18 protein-coding genes and 2 pseudogenes are annotated in these 21,889 nt (G+C 53.0%); 13 read left to right on the top strand and 7 right to left on the bottom strand.

The features are described 5' to 3' along the window. Positions 1 to 1,071, top strand: a complete 1,071-nt coding sequence (locus FDX14_RS04400) for a sn-glycerol-3-phosphate import ATP-binding protein UgpC (RefSeq protein WP_042311854.1) — start codon at positions 1 to 3, stop codon at positions 1,069 to 1,071. Then, a complete protein-coding gene (gene ugpQ, locus FDX14_RS04395) occupies positions 1,068 to 1,811 on the top strand; it encodes a glycerophosphodiester phosphodiesterase (protein WP_042311855.1) in 744 nt (247 codons plus the stop codon). The genes FDX14_RS04400 and ugpQ overlap by 4 nt, the downstream gene beginning before the upstream one ends. Here the strand turns inward: ugpQ and FDX14_RS04390 are convergent. Further along, positions 1,808 to 2,251 carry a DUF2756 family protein gene (locus FDX14_RS04390; protein WP_042311856.1) on the bottom strand — a complete coding sequence of 148 codons (444 nt, stop codon included), beginning with the start codon at positions 2,249 to 2,251 and terminating at the stop codon, positions 1,808 to 1,810. The two genes, ugpQ and FDX14_RS04390, sit on opposite strands and share 4 nt — an antisense overlap. A gap of 117 nt (positions 2,252 to 2,368) precedes the next feature. Between FDX14_RS04390 and ggt the strand changes: the two genes are divergently transcribed. Further along, on the top strand, positions 2,369 to 4,114 hold the full coding sequence (gene ggt, locus FDX14_RS04385) for a gamma-glutamyltransferase (protein ID WP_042311859.1): 1,746 nt from the start codon (positions 2,369 to 2,371) through the stop codon (positions 4,112 to 4,114). A 310-nt stretch (positions 4,115 to 4,424) separates the two neighbouring features. Here ggt and tssD read toward each other — a convergent pair. From tssD to FDX14_RS25125, 4 genes and pseudogenes are all read right to left on the bottom strand, one after another. Further along, positions 4,425 to 5,563 (bottom strand): annotated as a pseudogene (gene tssD / locus FDX14_RS04375) (type VI secretion system tube protein TssD). A 269-nt stretch (positions 5,564 to 5,832) separates the two neighbouring features. Continuing rightward, positions 5,833 to 6,717: a hypothetical protein gene (locus FDX14_RS04370; RefSeq protein ID WP_042311863.1), complete on the bottom strand. Its 885-nt coding sequence runs from the start codon at positions 6,715 to 6,717 to the stop codon at positions 5,833 to 5,835. A 46-nt stretch (positions 6,718 to 6,763) separates the two neighbouring features. Then, positions 6,764 to 7,252 carry an N-acetyltransferase gene (gene yhhY, locus FDX14_RS04365; RefSeq protein ID WP_006687445.1) on the bottom strand — a complete coding sequence of 163 codons (489 nt, stop codon included), beginning with the start codon at positions 7,250 to 7,252 and terminating at the stop codon, positions 6,764 to 6,766. 165 nt (positions 7,253 to 7,417) lie between these two features. Beyond that, positions 7,418 to 7,657 carry a hypothetical protein gene (locus FDX14_RS25125; protein ID WP_042311865.1) on the bottom strand — a complete coding sequence of 80 codons (240 nt, stop codon included), beginning with the start codon at positions 7,655 to 7,657 and terminating at the stop codon, positions 7,418 to 7,420. A gap of 58 nt (positions 7,658 to 7,715) precedes the next feature. Between FDX14_RS25125 and FDX14_RS04360 the strand changes: the two genes are divergently transcribed. From FDX14_RS04360 to gntU, 5 genes are all read left to right on the top strand, one after another. After that, entirely contained in the window at positions 7,716 to 8,753 is a 1,038-nt protein-coding gene (locus tag FDX14_RS04360; RefSeq protein WP_137349075.1) for an oxidoreductase, read from the top strand. Between the two features lie 123 nt (positions 8,754 to 8,876). Continuing rightward, entirely contained in the window at positions 8,877 to 9,572 is a 696-nt protein-coding gene (gene yhhW / locus FDX14_RS04355; RefSeq protein ID WP_005121602.1) for a quercetin 2,3-dioxygenase, read from the top strand. A 129-nt stretch (positions 9,573 to 9,701) separates the two neighbouring features. Further along, entirely contained in the window at positions 9,702 to 10,697 is a 996-nt protein-coding gene (gene gntR / locus FDX14_RS04350; RefSeq protein ID WP_038634949.1) for a gluconate operon transcriptional repressor GntR, read from the top strand. A gap of 141 nt (positions 10,698 to 10,838) precedes the next feature. Further along, a complete protein-coding gene (gene gntK, locus FDX14_RS04345) occupies positions 10,839 to 11,369 on the top strand; it encodes a gluconokinase (RefSeq protein WP_003023475.1) in 531 nt (176 codons plus the stop codon). Beyond that, a complete protein-coding gene (gntU, locus tag FDX14_RS04340; RefSeq protein ID WP_032940610.1) occupies positions 11,369 to 12,709 on the top strand; it encodes a gluconate transporter in 1,341 nt (446 codons plus the stop codon). The genes gntK and gntU overlap by 1 nt, the downstream gene beginning before the upstream one ends. Here the strand turns inward: gntU and FDX14_RS25715 are convergent. Together FDX14_RS25715 and yhgN are read right to left on the bottom strand one after the other, a co-directional pair. Next, positions 12,632 to 12,799, bottom strand: a pseudogene (locus tag FDX14_RS25715) (MarC family protein); the annotation flags it as partial. The gene gntU and the pseudogene FDX14_RS25715 overlap by 78 nt on opposite strands. A gap of 8 nt (positions 12,800 to 12,807) precedes the next feature. Beyond that, positions 12,808 to 13,401 (bottom strand): NAAT family transporter YhgN, encoded by a 594-nt coding sequence (gene yhgN, locus FDX14_RS04335; protein ID WP_003023480.1) that lies wholly within the window; start codon positions 13,399 to 13,401, stop codon positions 12,808 to 12,810. 190 nt (positions 13,402 to 13,591) lie between these two features. Here yhgN and asd point away from each other — a divergent pair, with 190 nt between their 5' ends. The 5 genes from asd to glgA all read left to right on the top strand — a co-directional run bounded on the left by asd (position 13,592) and on the right by glgA (position 21,874). After that, on the top strand, positions 13,592 to 14,698 hold the full coding sequence (gene asd, locus FDX14_RS04330) for an aspartate-semialdehyde dehydrogenase (protein ID WP_069323790.1): 1,107 nt from the start codon (positions 13,592 to 13,594) through the stop codon (positions 14,696 to 14,698). Between the two features lie 273 nt (positions 14,699 to 14,971). Further along, positions 14,972 to 17,155 (top strand): 1,4-alpha-glucan branching enzyme, encoded by a 2,184-nt coding sequence (glgB, locus tag FDX14_RS04325; protein ID WP_042311874.1) that lies wholly within the window; start codon positions 14,972 to 14,974, stop codon positions 17,153 to 17,155. Beyond that, on the top strand, positions 17,155 to 19,131 hold the full coding sequence (glgX, locus tag FDX14_RS04320) for a glycogen debranching protein GlgX (RefSeq protein ID WP_137349074.1): 1,977 nt from the start codon (positions 17,155 to 17,157) through the stop codon (positions 19,129 to 19,131). The genes glgB and glgX overlap by 1 nt, the downstream gene beginning before the upstream one ends. A 14-nt stretch (positions 19,132 to 19,145) precedes the next feature. Further along, positions 19,146 to 20,441: a glucose-1-phosphate adenylyltransferase gene (gene glgC / locus FDX14_RS04315; protein WP_042311877.1), complete on the top strand. Its 1,296-nt coding sequence runs from the start codon at positions 19,146 to 19,148 to the stop codon at positions 20,439 to 20,441. Further along, complete coding sequence (glgA, locus tag FDX14_RS04310; protein WP_038634926.1) at positions 20,441 to 21,874, top strand: glycogen synthase GlgA; 1,434 nt, start codon at positions 20,441 to 20,443, stop codon at positions 21,872 to 21,874. The genes glgC and glgA overlap by 1 nt, the downstream gene beginning before the upstream one ends. Positions 21,875 to 21,889 lie beyond the last annotated feature (15 nt).

The raw sequence follows: 21,889 nt of genomic DNA, 5'->3' as shown, positions 1-21,889 counted from the left end.
ATGGCTGGTTTAAAACTACAGGCAGTAACCAAAAGCTGGGATGGCAAAACCCAGGTGATTAAACCGCTGACGCTGGACGTTGCGGACGGTGAGTTTATCGTGATGGTCGGGCCATCCGGCTGCGGCAAGTCTACGCTGCTGCGGATGGTGGCTGGGCTGGAGCGGGTCAGCGGCGGCGATATCTGGATCGATAATAAGCGCGTCACCGAGATGGAGCCGAAAGATCGCGGCATTGCAATGGTGTTCCAGAACTATGCCCTCTACCCGCATATGAGCGTGGAAGAAAACATGGCCTGGGGATTGAAGATTCGTGGAATGGGCAAGGAGCATATTGCCGAACGGGTGAAAGAGGCGGCACGTATTCTCGAACTGGGTGAATTGCTTAAACGTCGCCCGCGCGAACTTTCAGGCGGCCAGCGTCAGCGCGTGGCGATGGGACGGGCGATTGTTCGCGATCCGGCGGTATTCCTGTTCGATGAGCCGCTTTCTAACCTCGATGCCAAGCTGCGCGTCCAGATGCGTCTGGAGTTACAACATCTGCATCGCCGACTGAAAACCACCTCGCTGTATGTGACGCACGATCAGGTTGAAGCGATGACCCTTGCCCAGCGGGTGATGGTGATGAACAAAGGCATTGCCGAGCAGATCGGTACGCCGGTTGAGGTGTACGAGAAACCTGCCAGCCGTTTTGTGGCGAGCTTTATCGGCAGCCCGGCGATGAACCTGCTGGACGGGCGCATTAGCGCTTCGGGTACGCATTTTGAACTGGATGACGGCATGGCCCTGCCCATTGCCAGGAACGTCCGGGAATATATTGGGCGTAACATGACGCTGGGTATCCGCCCGGAGCATATTGCGTTAAGCTCGCAGGCCGATGGCGGTGTGCCGTTGGTTGTCGACACCCTGGAAATGCTGGGCGCGGATAACCTGGCGCACGGACGCTGGGGTGAGCAAAAGCTGGTGGTGCGACTGGCGCATCAGCATCGCCCGACGGCAGGCAGCACGCTATGGCTGCATCTGCCAGAAAATCATTTGCATCTCTTTGATGGCGAAACAGGACAACGCGTATGAGTAACTGGCCTTATCCCCACATTGCCGCCCATCGCGGCGGCGGTAAGCTGGCACCGGAAAACACCCTGGCGGCGATCGACGTGGGGGCGCGATACGGGCATACCATGATTGAATTTGACGCTAAATTGTCGAAAGACGGCGAGATCTTTTTGCTGCACGACGACAATCTCGAGCGGACCAGTAACGGCTGGGGCGTGGCGGGTGAGCTGAACTGGCAGGATCTATTACGCGTGGACGCAGGCGGCTGGTTTAGCGGCGAGTTTAAAGGCGAACCGCTGCCGCTGCTCTCGCAAGTGGCTGAGCGCTGCCGTCAGCACGGCATGATGGCGAATATTGAAATTAAACCCACGACCGGCACCGGAACGTTAACCGGCAAAGTCGTGGCGCTGGCTGCGCGTGAACTGTGGGTGGGAATGACGCCGCCGCTGTTGTCGTCTTTTGAAATTGACGCGCTTGAAGCAGCGCAGCAGGCGGCTCCGGAACTGCCGCGCGGTTTACTGCTTGATGAATGGCGTGACGACTGGCGCGAACTCACTACCCGGCTCGGCTGCGTCTCGATTCATCTTAATCATAAGCTGCTGGATGAAGCGCGCGTGGATGCGCTGCGCGACGCGGGGCTACGTATTTTGGTTTATACCGTCAACCGACCCCAGCGCGCGGCAGAGCTGCTGCGCTGGGGAGTGGACTGCATCTGTACCGATGCCATTGATACAATAGGGCCGGATTTCCAGCCCTATTAAGGCCCGATCGTTTTTAACGGAACGTTAGGCTGCGGCGTGCTGGAGGGCTTCAGCATGTCGCCGTTCTTTTTCTCCGACAGCATATGTTGCTGTTTATTCAGCGAACTGTCCGGGTTACGAGTTCCGTTCAACATGCCACCGTTGCTGTTGGGCAGCATCTGTTGTTGACCCGTATTCAACTCTCCCGGCTGAGACTGAAGGACTCGCTGGGAGTTCGTGTTGATTTGGTTTTCCATATGCTGTTGCTGCATGCGGGTTTGCGTTTGCAACTGCTGGTTGAGCATCCCTTTTTGCTGAATTTGCTGCGTTTGCATTTGGGTCTGCATACGCTGCTGGCTCGGGATCTGGTAACCCGGTTGATTCGGGTTATTCATGGTGTTGATGGGCTGTGCAAAGCCTGCAAACGGCAATAGCATGGCTAAAAGTAAGAGTCGTTTCATCGCTTTTCTCCTCTCGGGGATCGTTTAAGTTTACTCCTTTCTCGCCGTTACGATGATTATTTCAGAGTTATGCACCAGGCTTAGTGGGGGCCGACCCCATACATCTGGAGAATAACGATGATAAAACCGACGTTTTTACGCCGGGTAGCCATTGCTGCTCTGCTCTCAGGAAGTTGTTTTAGCGTTGCTGCTGCGCCGGCAGCGCCACCACCGGTATCCTACGGTGTCGAGGAAGATGTGTTCCATCCCGTGCGTGCGCAGCAGGGAATGGTGGCCTCGGTGGATGCATTAGCCACCCAGGTTGGGGTGGATATCCTCAAACAGGGGGGCAATGCCGTCGATGCCGCCGTGGCCGTTGGCTATGCGCTGGCGGTGACGCATCCGCAGGCGGGTAATCTGGGCGGTGGTGGTTTTATGCTGCTGCGTACCAAAGACGGTAATACGACGGCGATTGATTTTCGTGAAATGGCGCCTGCTGCCGCGACCCGTGATATGTTCCTCGACGATCAGGGTAACGCCGATGCGAAAAAGTCGCTGACGTCGCATCTGGCATCCGGTACGCCGGGTACCGTGGCGGGTTTCTCGCTGGCGCTGGAGAAATACGGCACGATGCCGCTGAATAAAGTAGTGCGTCCGGCGATGAAGTTGGCGGAAGAGGGGTTTGTGGTTAACGATGCGTTGGCCGACGACTTAAAAACTTACGGCAGCGAAGTGATCCCTAATCATGAGAACAGCAAAGCCATTTTCTGGAAAGACGGTGAGCCGCTGAAAAAAGGCGATAAGCTGGTCCAGAAGAATCTGGCGAAAAGCCTGGAAATGATTGCCGAAAATGGCCCGGATGCGTTTTATAAAGGGGCGATTGCCGACCAGATTGCCGGGGAAATGCAGAAGAACGGCGGTCTGATGACCAAAGAGGATTTAGCCAGCTATAAAGCCGTTGAACGTACGCCAATCAGTGGTGACTATCGCGGGTATCAGGTCTTCTCCATGCCGCCGCCATCCTCGGGCGGTATTCACATCGTGCAGATCCTTAATATTCTTGAAAACTTCGACATGAAGAAGTACGGCTTTGGCAGTGCCGATGCCATGCAAATCATGGCGGAAGCGGAAAAATACGCCTATGCCGACCGTTCAGAGTATCTGGGTGACCCGGACTTTGTGAAAGTGCCGTGGCAGGCGCTGACCAACAAAGCCTATGCGAAAACGCTGGCCGATCAAATTGATATCAACAAGGCCAAACCTTCCAGCCAGATAAAACCGGGCAAGCTCGCCCCGTATGAAAGCAACCAGACCACCCACTTCTCGGTGGTGGATAAAGACGGCAATGCCGTGGCGGTGACCTATACCCTGAATACTACCTTCGGCACCGGGATTGTGGCGGGTAATACCGGTATTCTGCTCAATAATGAAATGGACGATTTCTCTGCCAAGCCAGGCGTGCCGAACGTATACGGACTGGTGGGCGGCGACGCCAACGCGGTTGGTCCGAAGAAGCGTCCGCTGTCGTCTATGTCGCCGACTATCGTGGTAAAAGACGGAAAAACCTGGCTGGTGACCGGCAGCCCTGGCGGGAGTCGAATCATCACTACTGTGCTGCAAATGGTAGTGAACAGCATTGATTTCGGAATGAACGTCGCCGAAGCGACCAACGCGCCGCGCTTCCATCATCAGTGGTTGCCGGATGAGCTTCGCGTTGAGAAGGGCTTCAGCCCGGATACAATCAAACTGCTGGAGCAAAAAGGACAGAAAGTGGCGCTGAAAGAGGCGATGGGCAGCACCCAAAGTATTATGGTTGGGCCGGATGGCGCACTGTATGGCGCGTCCGACCCGCGTTCCGTAGATGACTTAACGGCGGGATACTAAGCATAACGGCCCTCTTCGATGGGAGAGGGCTTGTCGGGTAGTTTTCACTATAGTGAATGGTCTTGGTGATGCTGGTCAATTTCGATTAGCAACTTATGGCCTTGGGCAGATACGCGATAATAATCCATTCCTGAGGGGGTCCTTGCTACTATATCGACTAAACCCGCTTTAGATAGGTTATTTATGAGCCTGACTACGTTACCAACTCCATCCATTTTCCTACTGGTCATTGCGCGATCAAGATTATACCAGGTCCAATTTACGTCATCTCTGGAAGCTAATAATTTCAAGATGTTAAGTTCAGTATTGTTTACCATGATGGTGCATCCGGGTGATAAAGGTCATTACCAGTTATTCTATAATCTTCGAGTGTTGATGTATGCGTGTTATTCCATAGATCATAAGCCTCTTGGTTATCGCTTGGCCTGCCAGTTTCCCAACCTAAATTGCAATAACGTTGATACTCTCGACATTCATGAGTGTAGTAGTTTAAATCCACTTGTTCTGGTAACAACTCACCGTTCGCTATCTTTTTTAACGGCTTACCATAAATTCATTACCAGGATCTGGATCGAAGCGAGATATGTGTTTTTCTACAATTGCAATTCCTTCATGGGTAATATTTACGCCTTCAGTTGTAAGATGTTCAACAGGGCCTCCCGCTTTATCTGGATCAAATGGCCTTGATGTATAAGTTCCTTTCGCTCCAAACTGCTCCAGTTCTTCTAATTCAGGAAATTTCATCCTTCCCATAGTTAAGCCTGCAGCTACTGAAGCACCAAGAATCAGCAATCCTTTGTTATCCATAACCTGCTCGTAACCCGCAGGAGCATCGCCACCCAGCTTTTCCGCCGTTTCCCTGAAACCGTCGATATTGCCGTTGTAGATCCCTCCGGCGGCAAGCAGTCTGCCAACCCCTTTGCTGTTTAACGTTTTGAGGCCGTTGTCTGCGGGGGTTTTTGGTCGGGGGATAAACAGACGGTTGTAGTTTTCGGGCAATGCCAGGTAGCTGAACTCAGTGTTGGCAATAAGATGTTTGCAAAGGATATATTCATAGCTGATGGTTATTGTTTCTGTATCTAAATTATTTTCACTGAATTGGTGTTGAATACCTGATAAGAATGCTCCCCGCAGTTGAATATAATAATACTTCTCCCATCTACCGAATCTATTGATACGGTAGAAATAAAACTCCATATACAACTGTTCGTTGTTATTAATCGTATTAACAAACAACGGTGTACTTTTATCGATAAGTTTACAAAATCGCAGTCCGTGCAAATGTGAACCTCTGCCAGTACTGGTTATACTATTAGAGAGCGAAAAGGCAAAAATCTCGTCTTCGTGCCCTGATTGCCAGCGGTTACCCACAGATGCAACGGTTCCACATCCGTCAGAAATAGCGCCCTGCTGTTGTCCAGAAACCATCAGATAGACGATATCACTCATGACATCCTTATCCTTTTATTACGTGTTGTCGTGAAAAGGGTAATTCTTTCTTTGTTGTAATTACGCTTTCTGATGGCGTTCGTATATAGCAGAAATAAAACGTTTCACTTTAAGTGAGTTTTTTTGAGGGGAATCTGAATATAAATAATGTGTAAGATGAGAATTTATATATTCAATAATTTGGAGTTATAGATGGAGTATTGGTCGATATTGTTTTATCCATATCGATAGCCTACAGCATTCTGAACGATGTAGGCCTGACTGGTAGGTTATGGCGCATATTGCTGCAGTGATTCGGACCAGCGGAATATTTGGCTGCTTTTATCCTGTAGATTAACGCGCTCTAAGTCATAAAACCCGTGCGTCTTTGCCGAGCGCATTTTGAGAATGTACTTACTTTCGCTGATGTCGTGCTGCCTTGTGCCGTCTTTATTCCAGTCTCCGGCGATGTCTGAATAGTAATAAACAAGGTCAGAAAACACGTTGATTATTTTGCTGTCTTTGATGGTGTAGAGTTCCAGCACTTCATAAAATGCGCCACCGCCGGAGTAGGCATCGGAGTATCCACCCCGTACCCCGAATGCCAGGGTATCGGGTGCTATCCGGTACGGTGCCAGATCCAGCTTTGTATAATAAGCCAGCGGTCTGACGGACTCATCATCGCTCTCTTTTTCAGCGGCTTTATTCCACTCTGAGAGCTGGTTTAACGGTTTTTCCGAGCGTGCAATCGGCGTTAGCTGTGGATTCTGCCAGGAAAAAACGCCGAGATATAATTTATTAGCGCGCCCGTTGCTGTAGTTTTCCGGGCAGGTGTTATCCGCGTATTTTTTTGCTTGCTCGGCGTCAGCCGTATTATCGGCAAAACAGGCAATGCCAATATATTTACCGTCTTTTCCCCAAGATTTAGCACCAGTCAGGATCAGGTTGTCAGGATCTTCATTCGGTGCAACCCAGGCAATCCACTGCTTTTCAGATAAGCCCTGAGGAAGCTCACCAAATCCTTTTGCAGGGGTTGCTCCCGCCATTTGTTCAGCGAAAATCTGTTTACCTTCCGGATGTTGGATGGCACTGGGTACGGAATCGAGATTTTGTACAGTAGTGGCAAAAGCAGGGGAGAGCGAGGCCAGCAAAACCAGGGGAAGAAACTTTTTCACTATTGCGTCCTTTCAATAATCAGGGCGATATGACTCGCCCTTAAATTTATTTCACGCGCGCCATAAAGTACGCATCAACGTATTCACCGTTGCGCAGGCCGTATTTTTTACCGGTGCCTTCGATTTCAAAACCGTACTTCTTATAGACCGCTACGGCGGGCTCGTTATCAACAAACACTGTTAACTCGATACGGTCAACGCGCAGCCAGTTGTCACACATGTCGATCATGGTGCGGATCAGCGCGCTGGCGACGCCGCGGTTTTGCCAACGAGCGTCAACGCAAATACCGAAATCAGCAACGTGGCTGCGGCGCGGGCGCTGGGCAACTGCAATGGAAAGATGTCCCACGACGATATCATCGATGCAGGCAACCAGCTGTTTGATCCCCGGCTGATCGGCGAGTCGCGTTTGCCACATCTCCATGGAAGGATGAGGAACCTGTAGCGTGTTGTGGTACACCTCCGGCTGGGCGTGGATCTGACGAATGGCATCGTAATCTTTCGGTTCAGCGTGGCGTATCACTATCTCACTCATTCCTTATCTCCTGCAGGGTTAATTGAGCATTTACACTCGCTGAGAAAGAAAATTCCGTCAACTGCATTTTTTTGCAAAAAGAAGTAGACAAGTGCGAATGAGAATGATTATTATTGCTCTGCGTTCAGGGGAACCCCTACGGAGAACCTGAAAGCACGACATTGCTCACATTGCTTCCAGTATTACTTTAGCCAGCTTTTGCTGGCTTTTTTTTTTGCGTTTTGTTTCAGCCTGGCTTACTTGCCATTTTGTCCCCGGGAAGTGCTCCTCATGTACATTTAGTACGCTCTGGGCCCTGCGCGCTTGCCGTGAACAAACTGACCGCGACGCCGACGGCCGATTTTGAGGCATCTGCTTTTGTAGCCCGAATAAGGCAATGCCACCATCCGGTAAAGAATCCAACATTCAGTCTCCAGCCGCTTTGCGCTATGGTGTAGACAATCACCTTCAAAAGGATCGTCTCATGACCTTACACTGCGCATTTATTGGATTCGGTAAAAGCACCACCCGTTACCATCTCCCTTACGTTCTGAATCGTAAAGATACCTGGCATGTCGCGCATATTTTCCGTCGTCACGCTAAACCGGAAGAGCAGGCACCGATCTATTCCCACATTCACTTCACCAGCGATCTGGATGAGGTGTTGGGCGATCCGCAGGTAAAACTGGTGATCGTCTGTACGCATGCTGATAGCCATTTTGAATACGCCAAACGCGCGCTGGAAGCGGGTAAAAGCGTGCTGGTTGAGAAACCGTTCACGCCGACGCTGGCGCAAGCAAAAGTGTTGTTCGAACTGGCGAAAAGCAAAGGACTGACCGTCACACCGTATCAGAATCGGCGTTTTGACTCCTGTTTTCTCACTGCTAAAAAAGCGATTGAGAGCGGCAAACTGGGTGAAATAGTGGAAGTTGAAAGCCATTTTGACTACTACCGACCCGTGGCGGAAACCAAACCGGGCCTGCCACAGGACGGCGCATTCTATGGTCTGGGCGTACACACCATGGATCAGATTATTTCCCTTTTCGGGCGTCCCGACCATGTAGCCTATGACATTCGCAGTCTGCGCAACAAAGCGAACCCGGATGATACCTTTGAAGCGCAATTGTTCTATGGCGACCTGAAAGCCATTGTGAAAACCAGCCATCTGGTGAAAATTGACTATCCGAAGTTTATCGTTCATGGCACCAAAGGCTCGTTTGTGAAGTACGGCATCGACCAGCAGGAAACCAGCCTGAAGGCCAATATCATGCCCGGTGAACCCGGTTTCGCCGCTGACGATTCTGTTGGTGTGCTGGAGTATGTCAATGATGACGGTGTTACGGTGAAAGAAGAGGTGAAACCGGAAGTGGGGGACTACGGTCGCGTCTATGATGCGCTGTACCAGACGCTGACCGTCGGTACGCCTAATTACGTCAAGGAATCTGAAGTTCTTACCAACCTGGAAATCCTCGAGCGTGCTTTCGAACAGGCAACGCCTGCCACGATAACCCTCGCTAAATAGCCTGCGCAGACTCCTCTGGGCTTGTTCATATTTTTTGAACAGAGGAGTCAATTTTCACCCTCTATGATCCCAGGCAGATTGAGTCCACACTTACTCCATCGAAAACATCTGGGGGTGAACATAATGATCTATTTACGCAAAGCTAACGACCGTGGCCATGCTAATCATGGTTGGCTCGATTCCTGGCATACCTTTTCTTTTGCCAACTACTATGACCCGAATTTTATGGGATTCTCGGCACTGCGCGTGATTAATGATGACGTGATCGACGCAGGCCAGGGCTTTGGTACTCACCCCCATAAAGACATGGAAATCCTGACTTATGTGCTGGAAGGCGCGGTGGAGCATCAGGACAGTATGGGCAATAAGGAGCAGGTTCCGGCCGGTGAATTCCAGATTATGAGCGCCGGTACGGGGATCCGTCATTCGGAGTACAACCCGAGCAATACTGAGAAACTGCATCTGTATCAAATCTGGATCATGCCGCAGGAAAACGGGATTACGCCGCGCTATGAACAGCGCCGTTTCGATGCGGTGCAGGGCAAACAGCTGGTGCTGTCGCCGGATGCCCGTGATGGTTCGCTGAAAGTGTACCAGGATATGGAGCTGTATCGCTGGGCACTGCTCAAAGATGAGCAGTCGGTGCATCAGATTGCCGCCGAGCGCCGCGTCTGGATCCAGGTGGTAAAAGGAAATGTCACCATTAACGGCACCAAAGCCACCACCAGCGATGGTCTGGCAATCTGGGATGAGCAGGCAATTTCGATTCATGCCGATAGCGACAGCGAAGTGTTACTGTTTGACCTGCCACCAGTATAACGTGCTGTAGCCCTTTGTAGGCCGGATAAGACGCGAAAGCGTCGACATCCGGCTTTTCATCGTTTGTCATTAATTCCGCACGTCCGTGGTAAACTGGGCAAATCTATCCCTTTTTAACGCTTCAGGACGATGAAAAAGAAAAGACCCGTACTTCAGGATGTAGCCGACCGCGTGGGCGTGACCAAAATGACGGTCAGCCGCTTTTTGCGTAACCCGGAGCAGGTCTCCGTGGCGCTGCGGGGCAAAATTGCCGCTGCACTTGATGAGCTGGGTTATATTCCCAATCGCGCACCTGATATCCTTTCTAACGCCACCAGTCGCGCTATCGGCGTGCTGTTACCGTCTCTCACCAACCAGGTTTTTGCTGAAGTGTTACGCGGCATTGAGGCCGTCACCGACGCGCATGGTTATCAAACCATGCTGGCGCACTACGGCTATAAGCCCGAAATGGAGCAAGAGCGTCTGGAGTCGATGCTGTCGTGGAATATCGATGGTCTGATCCTCACTGAACGTAGCCATACACCCCGTACGCTGAAAATGATCGAAGTCGCGGGAATCCCGGTCGTCGAGCTGATGGACAGTCAGTCCCCGTGTCTGGATATCGCCGTCGGTTTTGATAACTTCGAGGCCGCACGTCAGATGACCGCCGCTATCATCGCCCGTGGACACCGTCATGTTGCTTATCTCGGCGCGCGTCTTGATGAACGTACTATCATCAAACAGAGGGGCTACGAACAGGCTATGCGCGATGCCAATCTGGTGCCGTACAGCGTGATGGTGGAGCAGTCTTCATCTTACTCATCCGGTATTGAACTTATCCGTCAGGCGCGACGTGAATACCCGCAGCTTGATGGCGTGTTCTGTACCAACGATGACCTGGCGGTAGGGGCGGCATTTGAATGTCAGCGTTTAGGGCTGAGAATTCCTGACGATATGGCGATTGCCGGTTTCCACGGTCATGACATCGGTCAGGTAATGGAGCCGCGTCTGGCGAGTGTGCTCACGCCGCGTGAACGGATGGGCAGCATTGGCGCAGAACGCCTGCTGGCGCGTATCCGAGGTGAAGCAGTCACACCTAAAATGTTAGATTTAGGTTTCACCTTGTCACCGGGTGGATCTATTTAAGCCAACAACTTTGAAGTAGCTCACACTTATACACTTCGAGCACGAATGGATATTGCTTCTCCATTTATCCGGCTGGACAATGTTACCGATAACAGTTACCCGTAACAATTTCCTGATTCTTGTACCAGTGGGGGCAACGCTTTGAGCACGACTAATCATGATCACCACGTTTACGTTCTGATGGGCGTATCGGGCAGCGGTAAATCTGCTGTCGCCAGCGAAGTGGCGCATCAACTGCAGGCCGCGTTTCTTGATGGCGATTTTCTCCATCCGCGCAGCAACATCATGAAAATGGCTTCCGGTGAGCCACTCAACGATGACGACCGTAAACCGTGGTTACAGGCGCTGAATGACGCCGCCTTTGCGATGCAGCGTACCAATAAGGTGTCGCTGATCGTCTGTTCCGCGCTGAAAAAAGTCTATCGCGATCAGCTGCGCGACGGTAACCCGAACCTTTCATTCATTTACCTGAAAGGCGATTTCGACGTAATCGAAAGCCGCCTGAAGGCACGTAAAGGCCACTTCTTCAAAACGCAAATGCTGGTAACCCAGTTCGAAGCGCTGGAAGAACCAGGTGCGAATGAAAATGATGTTCTGGTGGTTGATATCGATCAGCCGCTGGACGGTGTGGTAGCTAGCACCATTGAAGTGATTAACCAGGGCAGTAAGTAGTGACTACATTAACGCTTGTTTTAACAGCAGTAGGGTCTGTTTTATTACTGCTGTTTTTGGTGATGAAGGCGCGTATGCATGCCTTTGTTGCTTTGATGGTGGTGTCCATTGGTGCAGGTCTCTTTTCCGGTATGCCGCTTGATAAAATAGCGGCGACCATGGAAAAAGGGATGGGAGGCACGCTCGGTTTCCTGGCGATTGTGGTGGCGCTGGGAGCGATGTTTGGCAAGATTCTGCATGAGACCGGCGCGGTCGATCAGATTGCCGTCAAGATGCTGAAATCTTTCGGTCACAGCCGTGCGCATTATGCGATTGGCCTGGCCGGCCTGATTTGCGCGCTACCGCTGTTCTTTGAAGTGGCGATTGTGCTGCTGATAAGCGTGGCGTTCTCAATGGCGCGCCACACCGGAACGAACCTGGTGAAGCTGGTCATTCCGCTGTTTGCGGGGGTGGCAGCAGCTGCGGCGTTCCTGCTGCCGGGACCTGCACCGATGCTGCTGGCATCCCAAATGCACGCTGACTTTGGCTGGATGATCCTGATTGGTCTGTGCGCAGCCATTCCGGGCATGATTATTGCCGGGCCGTTGTGGGGCAATTTCATCAGCCGTTACGTTGAACTGCATGTACCAGAAGACATTACCGAGCCGCATCTGGGCGAAGGCAAAATGCCCTCCTTTGGCTTCAGTCTGGCGCTGATCCTGCTGCCGTTAGTACTGGTTGGCCTGAAAACCATCGCCGCGCGCTTTGTACCAGTTGGTTCTTCAACCTACGAATGGTTCGAGTTTATCGGTCACCCGTTTACCGCGATTCTGGTTGCCTGTCTGGTGGCGATTTACGGCCTGGCAGTGCGCCAGGGCATGGCAAAAGATCGGGTGATGGAGATATGCGGTCACGCGCTGCAACCGGCGGGTATTATTCTGCTGGTGATTGGTGCGGGCGGCGTGTTCAAGCAGGTGCTGGTTGATTCCGGCGTTGGCCCGGCATTGGGTGAAGCGTTAACCGGTATGGGGCTGCCCATTGCCATTACCTGCTTCGTGCTGGCGGCGGCGGTACGTATCATTCAGGGTTCCGCGACCGTGGCCTGCTTAACGGCGGTCGGTCTGGTCATGCCGGTGATTGAGCAACTGAACTACTCCGGTGCGCAGATGGCGGCGCTGTCTATCTGTATCGCAGGCGGCTCAATCGTCGTCAGCCACGTTAACGACGCCGGTTTCTGGCTGTTCGGTAAATTCACTGGCGCGACCGAAGCGCAAACACTGAAGACCTGGACGATGATGGAAACTATCCTCGGCACGGTCGGCGCGATTGTCGGTATGATTGCTTTCCAACTGCTGAGCTGAGTCTTGTTGCCCGGTGGCGCTGTGCTTACCGGGCCTGGAAACGGGCACATATCGACACCATAGGCCGGGTAAGGCGAGGCCGCCACCCGGCGAGCATATTACCCCTTCATCCACATTCGTACGCCATCGAGGAACATCTGGGTTGCCATCATCACCAGAATCAATCCCATCAGACGTTCCAGCGCGTTCACCCCTTTCTCGCCCAACAGACGTAAAAACAGCGAAGATTGCAGCAAAATTACAAATGTTCCGCCCCAGGCGATCAGCAGCGCAATCACCAGATGCCCCATTTGATTTGGGTACTGATGTGATAACAGCATCAACGACGCCAGGATTGTCGGCCCGGCCACCAGAGGGATTGCCAGCGGTACGATAAACGGTTCTTCGCCTGCCGGCAGCCCAGTGCTGTTCCCGGTGGCGCTGGGGAAAATCATCTTAATGGCAATCAGGAATAAAATGATGCCCCCGGAAATCGAGACGGTTTCTGCGCGAAGGTTAAGAAATGCCAGAATTTTCTCGCCCGCAAACAGGAATATCAGCATCACCAACAGCGCAATGAACAGCTCGCGAATCATAATCGCGCGGCGGCGTTTTGGTTCGGTATGTTTCAATACGGACATGAAAATGGGCAGATTTCCGAGCGGATCCATAATCAGGATCAATAAAACTGCCGCTGAAATGATTTCATTCATAACTCAAATTCCCTGATAATTACCGCGGACTTTCTGCTTGCTTGCGCAGCGGGATAAGTCGCATTACTGATGGCTTCGCTATCATTGATTAATTTCACTTGCGACTTTGGCTGCATTTTGTATGGTGAAGGATATGCCACCAGGACGCTGGCATACATACACAGCACACATCTTCGCAGGAAAAAACGCTATGAAAAATGTTGGTTTTATCGGCTGGCGCGGTATGGTCGGCTCTGTTCTCATGCAACGCATGGTTGAGGAGCGTGACTTCGACGCCATTCGCCCTGTTTTCTTTTCTACCTCCCAGCTCGGGCAGGCGGCACCGACGTTTGGTGGAACCGCGACCGGCACGCTTCAGGACGCTTTTGATCTGGACGCGCTGAAGGCGCTCGATATCATCGTGACCTGTCAGGGCGGCGATTATACCAACGAAATCTATCCAAAGCTTCGTGAAAGCGGTTGGCAGGGTTACTGGATTGACGCGGCCTCTTCGCTGCGCATGAAAGACGATGCCATCATCATTCTCGATCCGGTTAACCAGGATGTGATTACCGACGGTCTGAACAAAGGTATTAAGACTTTTGTCGGCGGTAACTGTACCGTTAGCCTGATGCTGATGTCTCTCGGTGGCCTGTTTGCCAATGACCTGGTCGACTGGGTTTCCGTGGCGACCTATCAGGCGGCTTCCGGCGGCGGCGCACGTCATATGCGTGAACTGCTATCCCAGATGGGCCATTTGTATGGCCATGTGGCCGATGAACTGGCGACCCCTTCTTCTGCTATTCTCGATATCGAACGTAAAGTGACGACCCTGTCCCGCAGCGGTGAACTGCCGGTTGATAACTTTGGCGTACCGCTGGCCGGGAGCCTGATTCCGTGGATCGACAAACAGCTCGATAACGGTCAGAGCCGTGAAGAGTGGAAGGGACAGGCGGAAACCAACAAAATTCTCAACACCTCTGCTGTGATCCCGGTCGATGGTCTGTGCGTGCGCGTCGGCGCGCTGCGCTGCCACAGCCAGGCGTTCACCATTAAACTGAAAAAAGATGTGTCTATTCCGACCGTGGAAGAGCTGCTGGCGGCACACAATCCGTGGGCCAAAGTGGTGCCAAACGATCGGGAGATCACCATGCGTGAGTTAACCCCGGCGGCCGTTACCGGTACGCTGACCACGCCAGTAGGCCGTCTGCGTAAGCTGAATATGGGACCGGAGTTCCTGTCAGCCTTTACCGTGGGCGATCAGTTGCTGTGGGGAGCTGCGGAGCCATTGCGCCGTATGCTGCGCCAGTTGGCGTAATAATTTGTTAACGATCAAGGGGTGAGGAATCACCCCTTTTTTTGCGTAATACAGGAGTAAGCGCAGATGTTTCATTTTTTACCAGGAGTAAGATAAAGCATTGGCTATTCTTTAAGGGTGACTTAGTACCGGAGGTATTAAGTTGTTGCCTGAAGGTGGGACGACGCAGAGAGGATGCACAATTGTGCTGCGCCGTTCAGGTCAAAAAAAGTGTCACTACCTGATGTCGAAAATCAGTTGGAAGGCGTGACACCATAAAACAGGATGACAACCATGTCCGTTCGTATCGATAGAGACGTGATTAATGCGCTAATTGCAGGCCATTTTGCGGATCCTTTTTCCGTACTCGGTATGCATCAAACTGACGCGGGACTTGAAGTCCGCGCCTTACTTCCAGACGCCACAGAAGTGTGGGTGATCGAACCCAAAACCGGACGTAAAGTCGGCAAGCTGGACTGCCTCGACTCTCGCGGTTTTTTCTGTGCTGTACTTCCCCGCCGTAAAAATTTCTTTCGTTATCAGTTAGCCGTTGTCTGGCATGGTCAGCAGAATCTGATTGATGACCCTTATCGTTTCGGTCCGCTAATCCAAGATATGGATGCCTGGCTGTTATCTGAAGGTACGCACCTGCGTCCTTACGAAACGCTGGGCGCGCATGCGGATACCATGGATGGCGTAACCGGTACGCGTTTCTCAGTCTGGGCGCCCAACGCTCAACGTGTTTCAGTGGTCGGGCAGTTCAACTACTGGGATGGCCGTCGTCATCCGATGCGTCTGCGTAAAGAGAGCGGTATCTGGGAGCTGTTTATCCCCGGCGCACAGCATGGTCAGCTGTATAAGTACGAGATGATCGATGCTAACGGTAAGTTGCGCATTAAAGCTGACCCTTACGCCTTCGAAGCGCAGATGCGCCCGGAAACCGCGTCGCTTATCTGCGGCCTGCCCGAAAAAGTGGTGCAAAGCGAGGAGCGCAAAAAAGCCAACCAGTTTGATGCGCCGATCTCTATCTACGAGGTGCACCTGGGTTCATGGCGTCGTCATACTGATAACAACTTCTGGCTGAGCTACCGCGAACTGGCGGATCAACTGATTCCTTACGCCAAGTGGATGGGCTTTACTCATCTCGAGCTGTTGCCGATTAACGAGCATCCGTTCGACGGCAGTTGGGGCTACCAGCCTACCGGCATGTATGCGCCGACCCGTCGTTTCGGGACGCGTGATGATTTCCGCTATTTTGTGAATGCCGCGCATCAGGCGGGGCTGAACGTCATTCTGGACTGGGTTCCGGGCCATTTCCCGTCAGATGATTTTGGTCTGGCAGAGTTTGATGGCACCAGGTTGTATGAGCACAGTGACCCGCGTGAAGGGTATCACCAGGACTGGAATACGCTGATCTACAACTACGGCCGCCGTGAGGTCAGCAACTATCTGGTGGGTAACGCCCTGTACTGGATAGAACGTTTTGGTATTGACGCGCTGCGCGTGGATGCCGTGGCATCGATGATTTATCGCGACTACAGCCGTAAAGAAGGGGAATGGGTCCCGAACGAATTTGGTGGTCGTGAGAACCTCGAAGCGATTGAATTTTTACGCAATACCAACCGTATTCTTGGCGAGCAGGTGCCTGGCGCCGTGAGCATGGCGGAAGAGTCAACCGACTTTGCCGGCGTATCAAGACCGCAGGACATGGGCGGTTTAGGGTTCTGGTATAAGTGGAACCTCGGCTGGATGCACGACACGCTGGACTACATGAAACTGGATCCGGTCTATCGTCAGTATCATCACGACAAGCTGACCTTCGGCATGCTGTACAACTACACCGAAAACTTTGTTCTGCCGCTGTCGCACGATGAAGTGGTGCACGGTAAAAAATCCATTCTCGACCGCATGCCGGGAGACGCATGGCAGAAGTTTGCCAACCTGCGCGCTTACTACGGCTGGATGTGGGCCTTCCCGGGTAAGAAACTGCTGTTTATGGGCAACGAGTTTGCTCAGGGACGTGAATGGAATCACGACGTCAGTCTGGACTGGCACTTACTGGAAGGCGGCGATAACTGGCACCACGGGGTGCAACGTCTGGTACGTGACCTGAACCATACCTACCGCCATCACAAGGCGCTGCATGAACTCGACTTTGACACCTATGGTTTTGAATGGCTGGTGGTTGACGATAAAGAACGTTCGGTGCTGATTTTTGTTCGTCGTGACAAGGCCGGAAACGAAATTATCGTTATCAGCAATTTTACGCCAGTACCTCGCCACGGCTATCGCTTCGGTATCAATCAGCCGGGCAAATGGCGTGAAATCCTCAATACCGATTCGATGCATTACCACGGTAGCAATACCGGCAACGGCGGCGCGGTACATAGCGATGAAATCGCCAGTCATGGCCGCCAGCACTCACTGAGCCTGACGTTGCCGCCGTTGGCGACGATCTGGCTGGTTCGGGAGGGGTAATGACGCATCTGGCAACCGGCAACGCCACCCCACATGGTGCAACGTATGACGGCCATGGCGTTAATTTCACGCTTTTCTCGGCCCACGCCGAGCGCGTTGAAGTATGTGTATTCGATGAGCAAGGCTGTGAACTCCGCTACGACCTGCCGGGACGTAGCGGCGATGTCTGGCACGGTTATCTGGCCAACGCCCGTCCGGGCCTGCGCTATGGCTATCGCGTACATGGTCCGTGGCAACCAGAGCAGGGCCACCGGTTTAACCCGGCGAAACTGCTGCTCGATCCTTATGCGCGCCGGGTGGATGGCGAGTTAAAAGATAACCCGCTGCTGCACGGCGGGCTAAATGAACCTGATCATCATGATAATGCCGCCATCGCGCTGAAGGGCGTGGTGGTGTCTGACCATTATGACTGGGAAGACGATGCCGCGCCGCGCACGCCGTGGGGCAATACCGTGATTTACGAAGCGCATGTGAAAGGACTGACGTATCTGCATCCTGAGCTGCCGGAAGAACTTCGCGGGACCTATAAAGCGCTGGGTCATCCGGTAATGATCGACTATTTCAAGCACCTTGGCATTACTGCGCTTGAGCTGCTACCGGTGGCGCATTTCGCCAGCGAACCGCGTCTTCAGCGGCTGGGCTTGTCGAACTACTGGGGCTACAACCCGGTCGCTATGTTCGCGTTGCATCCGGCTTACGCCTGCTCGCCGGAGAGCGCGTTGGATGAGTTCCGTGATGCGGTGAAAGCGCTACACAAAGCGGGGATTGAGGTCATTCTCGACATCGTTTTGAACCACAGCGCCGAGCTGGATCTCGAAGGCCCCGTCTTCTCGCTGCGCGGAATTGATAACCGTAGCTATTATTGGATCAGGGATGATGGCGATTACTACAACTGGACCGGTTGTGGGAACACCCTCAATCTGAGCCATCCCGGCGTTGTGGAGTACGCGTGTGAATGCCTGCGTTACTGGGTTGAAACTTGCCACGTGGATGGTTTTCGTTTTGATTTAGCGTCCGTTATGGGACGTACGCCTACGTTTCGTCAGGATGCGCCGTTGTTTACTGCAATTAAAAACTGTCCGCTGCTCTCACGCGTCAAACTGATTGCGGAACCGTGGGATATCGGTGAAGGCGGGTATCAGGTGGGGAATTTTCCACCGCCGTTTGCCGAGTGGAATGACCATTTTCGCGATGCGACGCGACGTTTCTGGCTCCAGCGTAATCTCTCTTTGGGAGAATTTGCCGGGCGTTTTGCCGCATCCAGCGACGTGTTTAAACGCAATGGCCGCAAACCCAGCGCCACGGTCAATCTGGTGACAGCGCATGACGGTTTTACCCTACGTGACTGTGTGTGCTTCACAAATAAGCACAATGAAGCGAATGGTGAGGAAAATCGCGACGGCACTAGCAATAACTACAGTGATAATCATGGTAAAGAAGGGTTAGGCGGCACGCTGGACCTGATTGAACGGCGGCGCGACAGCATTCATGCGTTGTTGACCACGCTGTTGCTCTCACAGGGAACGCCGATGCTGCTGGCCGGTGACGAGCATGGTCATAGCCAGCACGGCAACAATAACGCTTACTGTCAGGATAACGCCTTAACCTGGCTGGACTGGCAGCAGGCAAACGGTGGGCTAACCACATTTACCGCCGCGTTGATTCATCTTCGCCAGCAAATTCCCGCATTAACAGGCGATTGCTGGTGGGAAGAGGGTGATGGCAATGTTCATTGGCTGAATAAGTACGCACAACCCTTAAGTGCGGATGAGTGGCAAAACGGCCCGAGGCAGATGCAAATCCTGCTTTCTGGCCGTTTCCTGATTGCAATTAACGCCACGCTTGAGGTGACAGATATCGTTTTACCTGAAGGGGAATGGCGAGCTATTCCCCCATTTGCCGGAGAGGACAATCCGGTGCTTACGGCTGTCTGGCAGGGACCTGCGCACGGACTGTGTGTGTTCCATAGAGGATAAAAAAGGAGTTAGTCATGGTGAGTTTAGAGAAGAACGATCGTGTTATGTTGGCGCGCCAGCTGCCATTAAAATCTGTTGCCCTGATCCTGGCCGGTGGCCGCGGTACCCGCCTGAAAGATTTGACCAACAAACGTGCCAAGCCGGCCGTACACTTTGGCGGTAAATTCCGCATTATCGATTTTGCTTTATCCAACTGTATTAACTCCGGCATCCGCCGTATCGGCGTGATCACGCAATACCAGTCGCACACGCTGGTACAGCATATTCAGCGCGGCTGGTCGTTCTTTAGCGAAGAGATGAACGAGTTTGTCGATCTGCTGCCTGCCCAGCAGAGAATGCAGGGTGAAAACTGGTATCGCGGCACGGCGGATGCGGTAACTCAAAACCTGGACATCATTCGCCGTTACAAAGCGGAATATGTGGTGATCCTCGCAGGCGATCATATTTATAAGCAGGACTACTCGCGTATGCTGATCGACCACGTCGAGAAGGGCGCGCGTTGCACCGTGGCTTGTATGCCGGTGCCTATCGAAGAGGCCAGCGCGTTTGGCGTAATGGACGTGGACGACAGCGACAAAATTATCGAGTTTGTTGAAAAACCCGCTAACCCGCCAGCCATGCCAGGCGATCCGACCAAATCTCTTGCCAGTATGGGGATCTACGTTTTTAACGCCGACTACCTGTATGAATTGCTGGCGGAAGATGATCTCGATGAAAGCTCCAGTCACGATTTTGGTAAAGACATCATTCCAAAAATCACTGAAGCTGGCATGGCGTATGCCCATCCCTTCCCGTTGTCCTGCGTACAGTCTGACCCGGAATCCGAGCCGTACTGGCGCGATGTGGGAACGCTGGAAGCTTACTGGAAGGCCAACCTCGATCTGGCCTCGGTGACGCCTGAACTGGATATGTACGACCAGGACTGGCCAATCCGTACGCATATGGAATCTCTGCCGCCGGCGAAATTTGTGCAGGATCGTTCCGGTAGCCACGGAATGACGCTGAACTCGCTGGTTTCCGGCGGCTGTATCATTTCTGGTTCGGTGGTAGTGCAGTCCGTTCTGTTCCCGCGAGTGCGGGTGAATTCATTCTGTAACATTGATTCGGCAGTGTTGTTGCCTGAAGTATGGGTAGGACGTTCATGCCGTTTACGTCGTTGTATCATTGACCGCGCCTGCGTTATCCCTGAAGGCATGGTGATTGGTGAAAATGCGGAAGAGGATGCACGTCGCTTCTACCGCTCAGAAGAAGGCATTGTGCTGGTCACGCGTGAAATGCTGCGCAAACTGCAAATCAAACAGGAGCGATAATGCAGGTTTTACACGTATGTTCAGAGATGTTCCCCCTGCTAAAAACCGGGGGACTGGCGGATGTGCTTGGGGCGTTACCGGCCGCGCAAATTGCCGACGGTGTAGATGCCCGCGTGCTGCTCCCGGCGTTTCCGGATATCCGTCGCGGCATTCCTGATGCTCAGGTAGTGACGCGTCGCGATACCTTTGCAGGCAGAATCACGCTGCTGTTCGGGCATTACAACGGTGTAGGCATTTACCTCGTTGACGCGCCGCATCTCTACGACCGTCCTGGTAGCCCGTATCACGACACCAACCTGTTCGCTTATACCGATAACGTCCTGCGTTTTGCGTTACTCGGCTGGGCCGGATGTGAAATGGCCTGCGGGCTTGACCCATTCTGGCGCCCGGATGTGGTGCATGCGCACGACTGGCATGCCGGTCTGGCTCCGGCGTATCTGGCGGCGCGCGGCCATCCGGCGAAATCGGTGTTCACCGTACACAATCTGGCGTATCAAGGCATGTTTTATGCAAAGCATATGGATGACATCCAATTGCCATGGTCGTTCTTTAATGTGCACGGGCTGGAGTTTAATGGGCAGATTTCGTTCCTGAAGGCCGGGTTGTACTACGCAGACCACATTACGGCGGTGAGTCCGACTTACGCTCGGGAGATTACCGAGCCGCAGTTTGCCTACGGCATGGAAGGTCTGTTGCAGCAGCGTCATCGGGAAGGACGGCTTTCCGGCGTGCTGAACGGCGTGGATGAAAAAATCTGGAGCCCGGAAACCGATCTGCTACTGGCCTCGCGCTATACGCGCGACACGCTGGACGAGAAGGCGGAGAACAAACGTCAGCTACAAATTGCGATGGGACTTAAGGTTAACGATAAAGTGCCGCTGTTTGCTGTCGTGAGCCGTCTGACCAGTCAGAAAGGGTTAGATCTGGTGTTGGAGGCTTTGCCGGGTCTGTTAGAACAGGGGGGGCAACTGGCGCTGCTTGGCGCGGGCGACCCAGTATTACAGGAAGGCTTCCTGGCCGCTGCGGCGGAACATCCAGGACAGGTAGGGGTACAAATTGGTTATCACGAAGCCTTCTCGCACCGCATCATGGGCGGGGCTGACGTCATTCTGGTACCCAGCCGCTTTGAACCGTGCGGCTTAACGCAGTTGTATGGACTGAAGTATGGCACGCTGCCGCTGGTGCGGCGTACCGGTGGGCTGGCGGATACGGTCTCTGACAGTTCGCTGGAAAACCTGGCGGACGGTATCGCCAGTGGGTTTGTCTTTGAAGACAGTAATGCCTGGTCGCTGCTACGCGCGATCCGGCGTGCTTTCGTATTGTGGTCCCGGCCTTCGCTTTGGCGGTTTGTACAACGCCAGGCCATGACCATGGATTTTAGCTGGCAAGTCGCGGCGAAGTCTTACCGCGAGCTTTACTACCGCTTGAAATAGATATCCAGGAATCAC

This window comes from Citrobacter sp. wls710, from assembly GCF_005281115.1.
GTDB lineage: Bacteria > Pseudomonadota > Gammaproteobacteria > Enterobacterales > Enterobacteriaceae > Citrobacter > Citrobacter werkmanii.
This window is presented reverse-complemented; position numbering and strand designations above follow the sequence as displayed.

Excerpts from the sequence above, each read along its gene's own strand:
- asd (WP_069323790.1), top strand. The coding sequence starts at position 13,592 with ATGAAAAATGTTGGTTTTATCGGCTGGCGCGGTATGGTCGGCTCTGTT.
- glgX (WP_137349074.1), top strand. The coding sequence starts at position 17,155 with ATGACGCATCTGGCAACCGGCAACGCCACCCCACATGGTGCAACGTAT.
- FDX14_RS04400 (WP_042311854.1), top strand. The coding sequence starts at position 1 with ATGGCTGGTTTAAAACTACAGGCAGTAACCAAAAGCTGGGATGGCAAA.
- FDX14_RS04390 (WP_042311856.1), bottom strand. The coding sequence starts at position 2,251 with ATGAAACGACTCTTACTTTTAGCCATGCTATTGCCGTTTGCAGGCTTT.
- ugpQ (WP_042311855.1), top strand. The coding sequence starts at position 1,068 with ATGAGTAACTGGCCTTATCCCCACATTGCCGCCCATCGCGGCGGCGGT.
- glgC (WP_042311877.1), top strand. The coding sequence starts at position 19,146 with ATGGTGAGTTTAGAGAAGAACGATCGTGTTATGTTGGCGCGCCAGCTG.
- gntR (WP_038634949.1), top strand. The coding sequence starts at position 9,702 with ATGAAAAAGAAAAGACCCGTACTTCAGGATGTAGCCGACCGCGTGGGC.
- FDX14_RS04360 (WP_137349075.1), top strand. The coding sequence starts at position 7,716 with ATGACCTTACACTGCGCATTTATTGGATTCGGTAAAAGCACCACCCGT.
- yhhW (WP_005121602.1), top strand. The coding sequence starts at position 8,877 with ATGATCTATTTACGCAAAGCTAACGACCGTGGCCATGCTAATCATGGT.
- ggt (WP_042311859.1), top strand. The coding sequence starts at position 2,369 with ATGATAAAACCGACGTTTTTACGCCGGGTAGCCATTGCTGCTCTGCTC.
- glgA (WP_038634926.1), top strand. The coding sequence starts at position 20,441 with ATGCAGGTTTTACACGTATGTTCAGAGATGTTCCCCCTGCTAAAAACC.
- glgB (WP_042311874.1), top strand. The coding sequence starts at position 14,972 with ATGTCCGTTCGTATCGATAGAGACGTGATTAATGCGCTAATTGCAGGC.
- yhgN (WP_003023480.1), bottom strand. The coding sequence starts at position 13,401 with ATGAATGAAATCATTTCAGCGGCAGTTTTATTGATCCTGATTATGGAT.
- yhhY (WP_006687445.1), bottom strand. The coding sequence starts at position 7,252 with ATGAGTGAGATAGTGATACGCCACGCTGAACCGAAAGATTACGATGCC.
- FDX14_RS25125 (WP_042311865.1), bottom strand. The coding sequence starts at position 7,657 with ATGTTGGATTCTTTACCGGATGGTGGCATTGCCTTATTCGGGCTACAA.